This is a genomic window from Sphingomonas astragali (genome assembly GCF_051400615.1).
Lineage (GTDB): Bacteria > Pseudomonadota > Alphaproteobacteria > Sphingomonadales > Sphingomonadaceae > Sphingomonas.
This window is the reverse complement of record NZ_JBLFFH010000001.1, coordinates 1,651,373-1,665,523: the sequence shown is the minus strand read 5'-3', so window position 1 is coordinate 1,665,523 and position 14,151 is coordinate 1,651,373. Positions and strand designations below refer to the sequence as shown.

Here is a 14,151-nt window from a genome sequence, read left to right as displayed (position 1 = left end):
TCAAATCAGAATCCGTGGCCCAGCTCCATCGGCTTCCAATGACCGAACAGGTCGTCGACGAAATCGCCGAAGTCGTCGAGCACGCCGCCGAGGCCCGGCTGGTGGTCCGAATATCCGTCGGGGCCCGCATATTTGACGAGCTTGGCGTCGCCGACCCCCAGCAGCGTGACGCTGGTGCCGAGGCTCAGCGTCAGGACCAGGTCCTTGGTGCCGTCGCGATCGACGTCCTTCACGCGGGTGCCGCGGACGGTGACGCCGTCGTCGAGGACGATCCGGTCCTCGGCGGTGTCGAAGTCGCCGATCGTGTCGCTGCCCTCGACGCGGCCGAAGTGGAAGGTGTCGGCACCGGCGCCGCCCCAGAGGGTATCGTTGCCGAGGCCGCCGAACAGGACGTCGCGGCCGTCGCCGCCCGAGAGCGTATCCCGGCCGAGATCGCCGAACAGGACGTCGTTGCCGGTCCCGCCGTTGACCCGGTCGTTGCCGAGGCCGCCGTCGAGCCGGTCGTGGCCGTCGAGACCGTTCAGCGTGTCGTTGCCGAGGCGGCCCGACAGCCTGTCCTCGCCGGCGGTGCCGTTCAGCGTGTCGGCGAAGATCGAGCCGGTGCGCGTGATGCCGTCGGCGATGCCGGTGACGTCGACGCTCACCGTCGCGGTGCTGGTGAGGCCGTTGCCGTCGGTGACGGTGTAGCTGAACGTGTCGACCGCGACGGCGCCGTTCGCCAGCGCGTCGAACGCATCGGCGTCGGCGACATATTGCAGCGTCTGGTGCGTGGGATCGAAGATGAGATGGCCGAGCGTGCCGGTGGTGTCGACCGCGCTGATCGACAGCGTCTGGCCGGCATCGACGTCGTGATCGTTGCCGAGCAGCGTCGCCCAGAGGTTGGCGCTCGTCGCATCCTCGTCGACCGCCACCGCATCGGCCGCGGCGACCGGCGCTTCGTTGACGTCGCCGACCGCGATCGTGAAGTCCTGCTGGATGCTCGCGCCGGCGCTGTCGGTCACCCTGGCGACGATCGCGTAGCTGGCGACCGCTTCGTGATCGAGCGGCGCGGTGATGGTGACGACGCCCGTCGCCGCGTCGACCGCGAACAGCCCGCCCGCATTGTCGAGCAGCGCGTAGGTCAGCGTGTCGTTGGCGGTATCGGTGGCCGAGAGCGTGCCGACCACGGTGCCGGCCGGCAGATTCTCCGCGATGCTCGCATGGTCGAGCGTCAGGTCGGACGGTGCGGCGCCGAGCATCAGCAGCGCGAGCTGCGGGTCGTGGTCGGTCGGGCGGCTGCCGGCGACCTGCGAGTTGAGGTGCACCGCGTCATATTGCGCGCCGCCGAGCAGGCCGCCGGTGACGAGGATGTTGTCGATCTGCTGGGCGTTGCCGTCGAACAGATAGCTGTAGCGCTCCTCCTCGGGCAGCAGCGTGTTGAGGTTGGTCAGCACGCCGCCCTGCGCCGGGTCGGTGAGCTGGGTCTGGGCGTCCTCGAAATAGAAGCCGTTCCAGTCGCCGAGCACCGCGATGTTCAGCGCCGGATCGTCGGCGAGATGCTCCTGGATATAGGCCTTGACCCCCGCGGCCTGCGCCGTGCGCGCGGCGTCGCCGGCATTGTCGGCGGGCTGGGTGTTGCCGAGCAGCGGGTCGCTGCCGAGCCGCGAGGTGAGATGGACGTTGATCGTGGTGATCGTCTGCCCGCCGAACTCGAACTGCGCGGCCAGCGGGTTGCGGGTGCCGGCATAGGCCCCGCCGGTGATCAGCTCGGCGCTGCCGTCGACGTAATCGACGCGGTCGAGATTGTAGAGATAGCCGTTGCGGATGTTGCCGCCCGGCTCGCCGCCGGTCGAGCCGGCCACGGTCGGCGCGACCTCGACATAGGCATAGTGCAGGCCGGAAGCTTCATAGATCGCGTCGATCAGGCCCTGCGCCGTCACCGTGCCCGACAGGTCCGTACCCGAACCGGCGCCATCGGCGTCCTGGATTTCCTGGACCGCGACGATGTCGGGCGCCTTCAGGCTGTAGACGATGTCGTTCGCGAGGATGTCGAACTTGTTGTCGGAGGTGTCGAGATTCTCGAGATTGTAGGTCGCGATCGACAGGTAGTTCGCATCGCCGGCCGACAGCGTCGTCGCCTCGCGGTCGAGCGTCGCGTCCTTGGTGACGGCGACCGCCTCGGTTGCGATCACTTCATATTGGTCGAACGAATAGTTGACGACGCCGGTGACGCTGCTCAGCTGGTCGCCGATCGTGTAGCCCGGCGTGAAGCCCGAGAAGATCGCGCTGTCGTCGTCGATCTGGATCTTCTCGGGGTTGTAGTCGCCCGGCGCGATGGTGATGCCGCCGCGGTCGTTCATGCCGGTGGCACCGGCGCCGTGGGAAGCGACGACGTCGGTCTCGCCGAACGAGTCGGTGTTCGACACCGCCTGGGGCGCGTCGATGGTGACGCGCATCCCTTCGAGCGATTCCCAGAAGTCGAGGCCGTCCTGCGCGGGATCGAAGCTGGCGAAGGCGTCGTCCTCGATCACCTCGGTCGGCGGCAGGATGCCGCCCGCGCCGATCAGCACCGCCGCGGGCAGCGCATTGCCGGTGCTCTCGACGCTGATCGTCGGCGTGACGATCTCGGTGACGGTGAGGCCCTGCGCATCGCCCGCGAACTCGGATACCGTGCCGCTGACCGAGAGACCGTCGCCGACATGGACCGTCGGCGCCGAGCCGGTGAAGACGAAGATGGCGTCGGAGGTCGCGGCATTGCCGTCGCCCTCCGCCGACTGGAGATAGAAGCCGTTGCTGTCGACTGCGGTGACGATGCCGGTGGTGGAGACGGGCTGGCCGACATACGCCGACTGGTGGCCCTCGCCCTGGATCGCGCCAATCGAGAGCGCGATCGGATCGTCGTTGGTGATCGTGCCGACCGCGTGCGCGTCGTCGACGACGACGTCGCCGGTGGTGGCGCCGAGCGTGACCGACAGCGTCTCGTTGCCCTCGCCGATCGTGTCGCCCTTGATCGGGATCACGATCTGCTTCGAGGTCTCGCCGGCCGCAAAGCCGACCGTCCCCGAGAGCGCGGCGCCGGCGAGGTCGTCGGCCGTCGCGGTTCCGTCGAGGCTGACCGCATAGTCGACGCTCGCGGCGAGCGCGGTGCCGCCCGCGCGATGGACGGTGAACACCAGGTTCGACGTGCCGTCGTCGCCCTCGACCGTGCGCGCATCGCCGATGCGCAGGTGGCCGGTGCCGGTCGGCGGCAGGAAGGTCTGGTCCGCGTTGACGCTGCCGAAGCTGTCGTCGGCGCCCTCCACCCAAGTGAAGTCGGCGGCGCTGGAGCCGGTGCCGACGAGCTGCAGCGACAGGCCGGCGCCGGGCGCCGGATCTTCCGACACGCCGATGTCGGTGCTGGTCACGCCCGCGGCGGGCGTGCCGGCGGCGGCGGTGAACGTGCCTTCGTAAGACAGCAGCTGGATCACGGTGCCGTCTGGCGCGATCAGCGCGACGCCGTCGGCGGCGCCGTTCTGCAGCCCGTTGGCCGGATAGCTGAACGAGACCGCGCCGAAGCCGTTGCCTTCGTCGTCGATCACGCCCGACAGGCTGGTGGTTGTGTAGCTCGGCGCGGCATCGGGCGTGTTGCTGCCGTTGTAGAGGACGAGCTTGTAGCCGCTGAGGTCGGTCCCGGCGGCACCGGCGATCTCGATCGCCTCGCCGGTGTCGGTGCCGGAATTGTCGTAATGGATCTCGTTGATGAAGACGTTCGCGGGGGCCGCCGGCGGCGCCGCGTCGTCGTTGGTGATCGTGCCCGTCGCGCTCGCGTCGCCGAGCGCCGCGCCGCCCTGCGGGTTGCCCAGCGTTACGGTGAAGGTCTCGTTGCCCTCGAAGCTGGCGTCACCCCGGACGGCGATGCGCACCTCGGCGGTGGCGGCACCGTCCGCAAAGGTGACGGTGCCCGTGGTCGGGATGCCAGCCGCAAAGTCGCTCGCGTCGGCCGCGCCGGCGCCGGTCCCGAGCTCCAGCGACCAGGTCGCCGAGACGGCGCCCGCGCTGCCCTCAGTGCGCGTGACGGTGAAAACGATCTCGCGCGTGCCGCTGTCGCCCTCGGCGACGGTCGCGTCGGCGATGCCGAGCGTGCCGGCCGACGGCGGCACGACGCCGCCGAAGCTCTGGCCGACGTTGATCGCGCCGGGCGTGTCGTCGGCGATCAGCGACCAGCTGAAGTCTCCTGCCTCGGTGCCGCTGCCGGTGAGGCCGATCGAGGTGCCGGCCTGCGTGCCGTCCTCATGGACGCCGACGTTGACGCTGGTCATGCCGGCAGCAGGACCGTCGGCGGCGACGAAGCTGCCTTCCCAGCTCAGGAACTGGACCACCGCGCCGCTCGCGTCGACGAGCGCGACTCCGTCGGGCTCCCCTGCTGCGCCGCTGCCGCCGTTCTGGATGCCGTTGGCCGGATAGGCGATGCGGACCGCGCCGAAGCCGTCCTGCTGGTCGGCGATGGTGCCGCTCAGCGTGACCGTGCTGTAGGCGGTGCGCTGCGACGGATTGCCGTTGTAGAGGACCAGCTTCCATCCGGTCAGGTCGGTGCCCGCGAGTCCTGCGATCTCGACGAATTCGCCGGTGTCGGTGCCGGCATTGTCGTAATGGATCTCGTTGATGAACGCATTGGCAGGCATCGAAATTCCTCCCCCTCAGGAAGCTGCGAACCGCTCGGGATCCGGCACGCTCTCGGTGATCCCTCGGTCGCTAAGTCCGATCTGTGACAAGGATATTGCGCTCCCCTCGGCGCGGGCTAGCTCGTGTCCTATCATGGAACGCGACGCAGCCGGCGGGAAGACCCGGGCGGATGCGGAAAGAAGCGAGCGGCTGGTCGCTTGAATCGGGCCGCTCGTCGTCCCATCGCCGGCCGCTATGACATGATGGTCGATAACCGTTTGTTCCGGCACCGTTTGTTGCCGCACTGCGGCATCAAATCCGGCTTGACCGCGAGCATCGGCGGGTTCTAGCTTCCGGTTCCGTCATTCCGCGCACCCGGGTGTGGGGCCGGCCTATGGAGCGGGTTATGCGATGGGCGCGCGCCGAATCCGGAGTCGTTTGCTGGTCGGGTCGATCGCATTGATCGGCGCGGCTGGGGTGCAGGGCGCGCAGCGTGAGCCGACCACGCCGCCGCTTTCGGCCCAGGGCATCGCCAGCGTCCGCATCCTCTGTCTCGTCGAGCCGCAGGACGGCAGTGCGCGCGCGCTCCGGACGAAATTGTGCGAGCAAGTCCGCGACGCCGCGGCGCGCGGCGCGCCGGTCCCCGTCTCGGCCGTCGGGTTCGGCGATCCGGCCGTGCTCGACCGCTCGACCCTCACCATCCTCGTCCACGCCGCCGTGCAGCGCATCGGCGGCGAGCCGCTGCTGCTGCTCGGCATACGACCCTATCGCAGCGCCACCGAGGGAACGGTGCTGTTCGGGCCGCCGCCCGTGGCGATCCCGTTTGCCGGCGGCAATCCCGCCGCGCCCGAAATCCGCGCCGCGATCGACGGCGCACTCCGGCAAAGCCTGCCGTGGCGAGGTCCGGAGTCATAGATCACCAACGGCCAACAGAGGGGAGTCCGATGGCCAAGGTCAATACGAAGGCGATCAGCGTGCAGCACGGTCCGGGCGACCACCTCGAGCCGTTCCGCGATACCGACCTGCCGGTGGTGGATGTCGGCGACACGATCGCCCTCTACGGCAACGTCGACGGTCAGGGCGGCAGCATCTCGGGCAAGCCGGTGTGGTCGCTGGACCAGATCATCGCCAATCTCAACCGCACCTCCTATCCCGGCACCGATATCGACAGCCCGCACTGGACCACCGACGAGGACAGCTACGGCGCGCGGCCGCGCAGCGGCGATGCGACGGTGCTCACCTTCGGTTTCCACACCGAGGAGACGATGTTCGCCGAGCCCTATGTCTACGAGCAGGACGGGCAGCTCTACGGCACCGTCGAATATTTCGGCTTCCAGGAATTCTCCGAGGCGCAGAAGGATGCCGCGCGCGAGGCGATCGGGCTGTGGGACGACCTGGTCTCGGTCCGCTTCGAGGAGACGACGGCGGATCAGGCCGATATCACCTACGGCAACTACACCAACCAGCCTGGCACTCAGGCCTATGCCTATCTGCCGTACAACTACAGCGCGCCCGACACGCTGGCGGCCGGCGACGTGTGGGTGAACGGCCTCCAGGCGAGCAACCTGCAGCTCGACTACGGCTATTACGGGATGCAGACGCTGGTGCACGAGACCGGACATACGCTCGGCCTGCAGCATCCGGGCGCCTACAACGCGGCGCCGGGGCTCTCGATCACCTATCCGAACAACGCCGAATATTATCAGGACTCGCGGCAATATACCGTCATGTCCTATTTCAATTCGGAGTTCACCGGGGCAGGGCACATCGACTGGAACCGGCTGAGCTGGGTCTATTCGGCGACCCCGCTGATCCACGACATCGCCACCATCCAGGCGATGTACGGCGCCGACATGACCACCCGTTCCGGCAACACCGTCTACGGCTTCAACAGCACCGCCGACCGCGACGTCTACGACTTCGCCGTCAACACCATGCCGGTGCTGGCGATCTGGGACGGCGGCGGCAACGACACGCTCGACTTCTCGGGCTGGGACAGCAATTCGGTGATCGACCTCAATCCCGGCCAGTTCAGCAGCGGCGGCGGCAGCGGCGTCGTGCCGCTCGAGGTGCTCAAGGCGCGGGGCCTGCTGCCTGAGAGCTATACCGAGGAGCAGTATCTGGCGCTCCGCACCCGCTACAATGCGGTCGACGGGATGCTGCACGACAATATCTCGATCGCCTATGGCGCCTGGATCGAGAACGCGGTCGGCGGCGGCGGCGACGACTATATCGTCGCCAATGCCGTCGCCAACGTGCTGACCGGCAACGGCGGGACCGACACCGTCAGCTATCATCAGGCGACCGCCGGGGTGACGCTGTCGGCTGCGGCGATGCGCGGCGTCTCGGGCGATGCGGCCGGCGACCGCTACGTCGGGATCGAGCGGTTCGAGGGAAGCGGCTTCAACGACACCCTCATCGGCGGCACGGCGAACGACTGGCTGTCGGGACTTGCCGGCAACGACCGCATCGACGGCGGCAACGGCCGTGACACGCTGTTTGGTGGCGAGGGCAACGACACGCTCGACGGCGGCAACGACAATGACACGCTCGACGGCGGCGCAGGCAACGACACGCTGCGGGGCGGCAACGGCGCCGACACGCTGAGCGGTTGGGACGGGAACGACACGCTCGACGGCGGCAACGACAACGATACGCTGGACGGCGGCATCGGCGACGATGTGCTGATCGGCGGCAACGGCCGCGACGTGCTGATCGGCGGGGCCGGCGTCGATCTTCTCGAGGGCGGCAACGACGACGATACGCTCGACGGCGGCGCGGACAATGATCGGTTGAACGGCGGCAACGGCCGCGACGTGCTGAGCGGCGGCGACGGTGACGATCGGCTGAGTGGAGGAAACGACACCGACACCGTCACCGGCGGCCTCGGCCATGACACGCTGACGGGGGGCAGCGGCAGCGATTTTCTGATCGGCAGCGACGGCGACGACCGGCTCGACGGCGGCAGCGACAATGACCGGCTGTTCGGCGGCGCGGGCGACGACGTCCTGACCGGCGGCAGCGGCAACGACGTCTTCGTCTTCGTCGATCTCGGCGGGACCGACGCGGTGACCGACTTCCGGCGAGGGGACCGCATCGACCTGATTGCGATCGACGCCGTCGCCGGCGGCGGCGACGACGCCTTCCACTGGATCGCGTCGCAGGCGTTCAGCGGCACCGCGGGCGAGCTGCGTGCCTATGGCGAGGGCGGATCGGTTGTCCTCGCCGGCGATGTCGACGGCGACGGCGTCGCCGACTTCATCATCGAGGCGAACGCGTGGGTTACCCAGGCCGACGTCCTCTTCTGACGGGGCGGGGCCGCAAAGAAAGCGTCGCGGCCGGCTGACCAGGAAGTTCCGTGCGTGTCGGCGGTGAAGAGCACACCGGCAACGGCATCGGGGCGAAGCGCGCCAGCCAGCGAGCGAATGCCGAAGTCCGGCTGGCCGGAGATCGACCTGTTCCTGGGGGATCCCACCGCGCGGTCGCCACGCGAGAGTTCGAAACGCTCGCGCCCGGCGCATTCACCGGGCCAGAATCGGACAACCGGGAGGTTGGCGACCCGTCGCCAACCTCCAATCAGTCGATTCTTAACGCATAAGAATGGTGGGCGTGGCAAGGATTGAACTTGCGACCCCTGCGATGTCAACACAGTGCTCTACCACTGAGCTACACGCCCAAGAGGCGCGGGCTTTAGCGGGCGCTCATCGTCCGCGCAAGCCGCTTTCCCCGATTAAATCGATCCGCTCGCGTTTCCCACCTCGAACATACGGTCGACCTCCAGCACCAGGTCGCGCAAGTGGAAGGGTTTGGAGAGCACGCGTGCCTGCGGCATCGTCTTGCCCGCCTTCAGCGTCACCGCGGCGAAGCCGGTAATGAACATGACGCGCGTATCGGACGCGATCTCGGCCGCCTTCTGCGCGAGCTCGATGCCGTCCATCTCCGGCATCACGATATCGGTGAGCAGGAGGTCGAACCGCTCGCTCTCGAGCAGCGGGAGCGCCGCAGTGCCGCGGTCCACCGCCGACACCTGATAGCCGGACCTTTCCAGCGCACGCGTCAGATATTCGCGCATCACCGTATCGTCCTCGGCCAGAAGAATCCTGATCATCACATGCTCCCGAGGCTCTCCTTATGCGCCCAGGGCTTAAGATTTTCCAGCCGTTCCACGCGCGCGTTGCAGGATGGAAGCGGGGCCGATACCGTTGCCGACGTGAGTCCCGCCGACACTCCATCGTTCGAGCGTTTTGGCCCCGCGGAGCCGGCGAGCCCGGTGGTGCTGTCGGTGCCGCACGGCGGCCGCGACTATCCGCTGGCGCTGCGGGAGGCACTGCGCGTGCCGCTCGCGTCGCTGATTCCGCTCGAGGACCGCTATGTCGACCGGCTGACGGAGGCGGCGCTCCGCGCGGAGACCGCCTTCGTTGCGCGGCGTGCGCGGGCCTGGATCGATCTCAACCGCGGCGAGCAGGACCGCGACCCGCGGCTCGACGACGGCGCTTCGACGATGACGATGCCGTTCGTCTCCGCCAAGGTGAAGGGGGGCCTCGGGCTGGTGCCGCGGCGGGTGAGCGGCGCCGGCGAGCTGTGGCTCAGGCGGCTGTCGGGCGAGGAGGTCGTCGCGCGGATCGTCGCCGATCACCGGCCCTATCACGCGGCGCTGGCAGCGGCGCTGCAGTCGGCGAGGGCGCGGTTCGGCGCGGCGGTGCTGCTCGACGTCCATTCAATGCCGCCGATCGCCGCCGCCAGGGCGCCGCGGGTGGTAGTCGGCGATCGTTTCGGGCGCGCGGCAGGGTCGCGGTTCGTCCATCGGATCGAGGGCGTGGTGCGCGATGCGGGCTTCGCGGTTGCGCTCAATGCTCCCTACCCCGGCGGCCATATCCTCGACCGGCATGGCGCGCCGGCGCGCGGAATCCACGCGATCCAGGTCGAAATCGACCGGTCGAGCTACCTCGACGCCAAGCTGCGCGAGCCGGGCCCCGGCTTCGTTGCGACCGCCCGGCTGCTGCGCACGATCATCGACGCGCTGGCCGACGAGATCGCTCCCACCGCCATCGCTGCCGAATAGAATTCGACGAATAAAAAACCGCCTCGGGACAAGCCCGAGGCGGCCAAGGTTCAGGGAGGAGACACGCCCGCAGGCGTGCCGTACGACCTCGCGAAAGGGGGGACACGAAGCCGTACAAGACCGATATAGGCAAACGGTTACCGGCGTTCAAGGCACTCAATTGTATCTTTGTATGTCAGCCCGCGCCGGCCGCAGAATGGGTAGCATGCGCACGAGCGTAACATCCCGCAAGACAAGGTGATGGCGCAGCGCCGCGGCGATGTGCAGCAGCACCAGCGCCGACATCAGATAGCCCAGGATCTCATGCGCGTCGTGGCCGAAGCCGGCTAGGCCAGGCGACACCGGCAGATATGGAATGTCGAACAGGAAGAACCAGGTGAGCGGCCTCGGCGGATTGCCGTCGCGGCCGATCGATGCCATCGCCCATCCGGTCAGCGGCATCGCGATCATCAGAAAATAGAGCGTCCAATGCGCTGTGAGGGCCAGGCGGTGCTCCAGCGGCGCGACGTTGGTCGCGCGCGTCGGCGGCAGGTGCATCAGCCGCCAGGCCAGCCGCCCGAGGCTCAGCACCAGCACGGTGATGCCAACGGCCTTATGCACCGGCATCAGCTGCCATTCGCGGGGCAAGCCGTCGTGGAACAGCCCGACCGCAAGGTTGAACAGCACCAGCACTGCGATCGTCCAGTGAAAGGCGATTGCGACGGTGGAATATCGATCGTCACGGACAAGTGGACCCAGCGCCATTGATGTCTCCGTTCGAAGAGACAACCGTTATGATGCGCCGAAGGGGGGCGGCGCAAGCCGCACCAGCTTGCCCGGATTGAACAAGCCGATCGGGTCGAGCGCCGCCTTGATCGCCCGGAGCGCCGAAAGGCGGGCGGGCGGCCCCAGCCGTTCGAGCTCGGCGAGCTTCATCTGCCCAATGCCATGCTCGGCCGAGATCGAGCCGCCCGCGGCCACCACGCGATCATGGACGAGGCGGGTGATCGCGGGCGCCTGCTCGACATACCAGGTCGCCGGATCGGTGCCGGCCGGGGCGTGGACATGGAAATGGACGTTGCCGTCGCCCAGATGGCCGAAGCCGGTCGCCGTGGTGCCGGGAAAGGCCGCCTCGACCGCGCGGGCGTCGGCCGTCAGGAAATCGGGCATCCGCTCGACCGGCACCGAGATGTCGTGTGCGAGCTGGGGCCCATGCGCCCGCTCGGCCTCCGAGATCGAGTGGCGGATACGCCAGAAGGCTTCGGCCTGCGCCTCGCTCGCGGCGAGCGTCGCATCCTCGATCAGCCCATCGCCGAGCGCCCTGGCGAGCAGGCGCTCGAGCAGCATCGCCGGCGGCTCGCGGTCGAGGTCGCCCGCCACCGCCTCGATCAGCACATGCCAGCCGTGCGTGCCGGCGAGCGGCGGGCGGGTGTCGGGGATGTGGCCGAGTACCAGCGCCAGCGTCTCGCCCGGGATGATTTCGAAGCTCTCGATCGCACCGCTCTCCGCCTCCATCAGCCGAAGCAGCCGGAGCGCCGCGTGCGGCGTGCCGACGCCGGCCCACGCAACCGCGCGCGCGGCGATCGCGGACGCGAGCCGCAGCGTCGCGGCGGTGATCACGCCGATCGTCCCCTCGGAGCCGATCAGCAGTTGGTCGAGATCGTAGCCGCGATTGTCCTTCTTGAGCGCGGCCAGCCCCTCGTGCACCGAGCCGTCGGGGAGCACCGCCTCCAGCCCGGCGACAAGGCCGCGCATCGTCCCCCAGCGCAGCACCTGCGTGCCGCCGGCGTTGGTCGAAGCGAGCCCGCCGATCGTCGCCGACCCGCGGCTGCCGAGCGACAGCGGGAAGCGCCGTCCGACCGCCTCGGCGGCGGCATGGAGGTCGGCGAGGATCACCCCCGCCTCGGCGACGGCGAGATTGGCGTCGGGGTCGACGCTCCGCACGCGATTCATCCGCCTCAACGACAGGATCAGCGCCGATCCGTCCGCGGGCGGAGTCGCGCCGCCGACCATCGAGGTGTTGCCGCCCTGCGGCACCAGCGGCACCCGCGACTCGCGCGCCGCCTCGACGATCGCGACCACCTCCGCGGTCGAGGCGGGCGCCAGCAGCGCCGGAGCGGCGCCATGATAGCGGCCGCGCCAGTCGGTCACCCATGGGGCGATGTCGGCGGGATCGGTGACGGCGATCTTCGCCCCGAAGCGGGACCGCAGCGCTTCGACGAGCTGGGCTTGCACTGGCGTCATGGCGTGCTCGCCGCTAGCATGGCATGTCTCGGCCGCCAATTCATGCCCGGTTCAATCGCAGGATTCCACATTTCCGCCGACATCATGCCCGACGTCCGCCTTCCGCTGCTTTTGCTCACCGCCCTCGCTGTTCCCGGCGCCGCCGGCGCGGCCGGTGGTGAGCAGCGTCGACAGGCCGCATCCGGGCGTGAGACGATCACCGAGGTGACGATCCAGCAGCGGCTGGTCATCCGCATCCCGCGGCTGCCGGTCGGGCGCGCGTCGATGCCGGCAGCGCCGCCCGCCGCGCCGCTGCCGCCGATCCGCTGGGTCGAGCGCAAGGCGGACAAATGCGTGCCGGTGGAGACGCTCGCCGGCGCGACGATCGCGGGCACCGACCGGGTCGACCTCTTGCTGCTCAACGGCAAGCGGCTGCGCGCACGTTTCGGCGACGATTGCCCGGCGCTCGACTTCTACTCGGGCCTCTACGTACGCATGAACCCCGACGGGAAGGTCTGCGCCAGCCGCGATTCGATCCGCTCGCGCGCGGGCGGCGAGTGCAGGATCGAGTCATTTCGCGCCCTCGTTCCCAGCCGATAGCTTGACAAGCGCGGGTAAATCCGCGAGCGCGCGATGTTGAATCGAGGCGGGATCCTCGCCCGCCCCTTTCCGGACATCGTTCATGAGCTTCGCCGACCTCGGCCTTTCAGACGAATTGCTGCGTGCGGTGGAGGAGTCCGGCTATACCGAACCCACCCCGATCCAGGCGAGCGCCATCCCAAGCGTGCTGATGATGCGCGACCTGATCGGCATCGCCCAGACCGGCACCGGCAAGACCGCCAGCTTCGTGCTGCCGATGATCGACATCCTGGCGCAGGGCCGCAGCCGCGCGCGGATGCCGCGCTCGTTGATCCTGGAGCCGACGCGCGAGCTCGCCGCCCAGGTCTCCGAGAATTTCGAGAAATACGGCAAGTACCATAAGCTCTCGATGGCGCTCCTCATCGGCGGCGTCTCCATGGGCGATCAGATCAAGGCGCTGGAAAAGGGCGTCGACGTGCTGATCGCGACGCCGGGGCGGCTGATGGACCTGTTCGGGCGCGGCAACATCCTGCTGACCGGGTGCAACCTGCTCGTGATCGACGAGGCCGACCGGATGCTCGACATGGGGTTCATTCCCGATATCGAGGAGATCTGCACCAAGCTGCCCAAGAACCGGCAGACGCTGCTGTTCTCGGCGACGATGCCGCCGCCGATCAAGAAGCTTGCCGACAAGTTCCTGTCGAACCCCAAGACGATCGAGGTCGCGCGGCCGGCGAGCACCAACATCAACATCGCCCAGAAGCTGGTTGCCACCACGTCGACGGCCAAGCGCGAGACGCTGCGCGCGCTGATCGACCGCGACAACGTCTCGACCGCGATCGTCTTCTGCAACCGCAAGACCACAGTGCGCGAGCTCAACAAGAGCCTGAAGCGTAGCGGCTACCGCTCCGGCGAGATCCACGGCGACATGGAGCAGCCGCAGCGCCTGGCCGAGCTCGAGTTGTTCAAGCGCGGCGAGATCAACATCCTCGTCGCCTCGGACGTCGCGGCGCGCGGGCTCGACATCAAGGGCGTCAGCCACGTCTTCAACTTCGATGCGCCCTGGCATCCCGACGACTATGTCCACCGCGTCGGCCGCACCGGCCGCGCGGGCGCGACCGGCATCGCCTACACGCTGGTGACGCCCGAGGACGCCGAGAACATCCAGAACATCGAGAAGCTCACTGGCCAGACCATCCCGCGCGAGACGATCGAGATCGAGGACCGCGAGAAGCCCAGGCGCGGGCGGCGCGCCGAAAAGCCCGTCGATGAGGCCGAGGCACCGCGCGAGGAGCGTAGGCAGCGGCGCGAGGCGGAACCCGCCGCCGCTCCGGCTCCGGGGCGCGAGGCGAAGCGGCCGCGCCGCGACGAGCGCCGGCAAGGCCGCGGCGAAGGGCCGGACGAGGGCTGGAACGGCCCGGTGCCAGCGTTTCTCGAGGTCAAGCTCGGGGCGTAGCGCACACCTCGGTCAATGGACGACGACCTTTTCGAATATTCCGATCCGGCAAGGGTGATGAGCCCGTGCATCAACGTCTGCGTGCTCGATTCCGCCACCGGCTGGTGCCTCGGCTGCGGGCGCAGCGGGGACGAGGTGGAGGAGTGGACCGGCACCACCGATGCGCGGCGGCAGGCGATCCTCGACCAGCTCCCGGCGCGGCTTAAGGCGCTGCAATCCCGATCTGATTAGC

The 14,151-nt window shown here is 68.6% G+C and carries 10 protein-coding genes and 1 tRNA gene; 6 read left to right on the top strand and 5 right to left on the bottom strand.

The genetic code is table 11. The features are described 5' to 3' along the window. Nucleotides 1–5: 5 nt before the first annotated feature. On the bottom strand, nucleotides 6–4,640 hold the full coding sequence (locus ACMGER_RS08000; RefSeq protein WP_436811549.1) for a DUF8508 domain-containing protein: 4,635 nt from the start codon (nucleotides 4,638–4,640) through the stop codon (nucleotides 6–8). 391 nt (nucleotides 4,641–5,031) lie between these two features. On the opposite strand from ACMGER_RS08000, the gene ACMGER_RS07995 reads away from it, so the two are divergent. Both ACMGER_RS07995 and ACMGER_RS07990 read left to right on the top strand, forming a co-directional pair. After that, nucleotides 5,032–5,535, top strand: coding sequence for a hypothetical protein (locus ACMGER_RS07995; RefSeq protein WP_436811548.1), 504 nt, complete (start codon nucleotides 5,032–5,034; stop codon nucleotides 5,533–5,535). Nucleotides 5,536–5,564: 29 nt separating this feature from the next. After that, nucleotides 5,565–7,928, top strand: coding sequence for a M10 family metallopeptidase C-terminal domain-containing protein (locus tag ACMGER_RS07990; protein ID WP_436811547.1), 2,364 nt, complete (start codon nucleotides 5,565–5,567; stop codon nucleotides 7,926–7,928). Between the two features lie 293 nt (nucleotides 7,929–8,221). Here the strand turns inward: ACMGER_RS07990 and ACMGER_RS07985 are convergent. Then, nucleotides 8,222–8,296: transfer RNA gene (locus ACMGER_RS07985), tRNA-Val, on the bottom strand. A 54-nt stretch (nucleotides 8,297–8,350) separates the two neighbouring features. Beyond that, nucleotides 8,351–8,728 carry a cell cycle two-component system response regulator CpdR gene (cpdR, locus tag ACMGER_RS07980; RefSeq protein WP_436811546.1) on the bottom strand — a complete coding sequence of 126 codons (378 nt, stop codon included), beginning with the start codon at nucleotides 8,726–8,728 and terminating at the stop codon, nucleotides 8,351–8,353. Between the two features lie 102 nt (nucleotides 8,729–8,830). On the opposite strand from cpdR, the gene ACMGER_RS07975 reads away from it, so the two are divergent. Continuing rightward, nucleotides 8,831–9,682, top strand: a complete 852-nt coding sequence (locus ACMGER_RS07975) for an N-formylglutamate amidohydrolase (protein WP_436811545.1) — start codon at nucleotides 8,831–8,833, stop codon at nucleotides 9,680–9,682. Between the two features lie 156 nt (nucleotides 9,683–9,838). Here the strand turns inward: ACMGER_RS07975 and ACMGER_RS07970 are convergent, their stop codons facing one another. Further along, nucleotides 9,839–10,426: a cytochrome b gene (locus ACMGER_RS07970; RefSeq protein ID WP_436811544.1), complete on the bottom strand. Its 588-nt coding sequence runs from the start codon at nucleotides 10,424–10,426 to the stop codon at nucleotides 9,839–9,841. Nucleotides 10,427–10,453: 27 nt separating this feature from the next. After that, nucleotides 10,454–11,905, bottom strand: coding sequence for an FAD-binding oxidoreductase (locus ACMGER_RS07965; RefSeq protein WP_436811543.1), 1,452 nt, complete (start codon nucleotides 11,903–11,905; stop codon nucleotides 10,454–10,456). A 42-nt stretch (nucleotides 11,906–11,947) separates the two neighbouring features. Between ACMGER_RS07965 and ACMGER_RS07960 the strand changes: the two genes are divergently transcribed. From ACMGER_RS07960 to ACMGER_RS07950, 3 genes are all read left to right on the top strand, one after another. Continuing rightward, a complete protein-coding gene (locus ACMGER_RS07960) occupies nucleotides 11,948–12,484 on the top strand; it encodes a hypothetical protein (protein WP_436811542.1) in 537 nt (178 codons plus the stop codon). An 82-nt stretch (nucleotides 12,485–12,566) separates the two neighbouring features. Then, nucleotides 12,567–13,919 (top strand): DEAD/DEAH box helicase, encoded by a 1,353-nt coding sequence (locus tag ACMGER_RS07955; RefSeq protein ID WP_436811541.1) that lies wholly within the window; start codon nucleotides 12,567–12,569, stop codon nucleotides 13,917–13,919. A gap of 15 nt (nucleotides 13,920–13,934) precedes the next feature. Further along, on the top strand, nucleotides 13,935–14,150 hold the full coding sequence (locus tag ACMGER_RS07950; protein ID WP_436811540.1) for a DUF1289 domain-containing protein: 216 nt from the start codon (nucleotides 13,935–13,937) through the stop codon (nucleotides 14,148–14,150). Nucleotide 14,151: the final 1 nt, after the last annotated feature.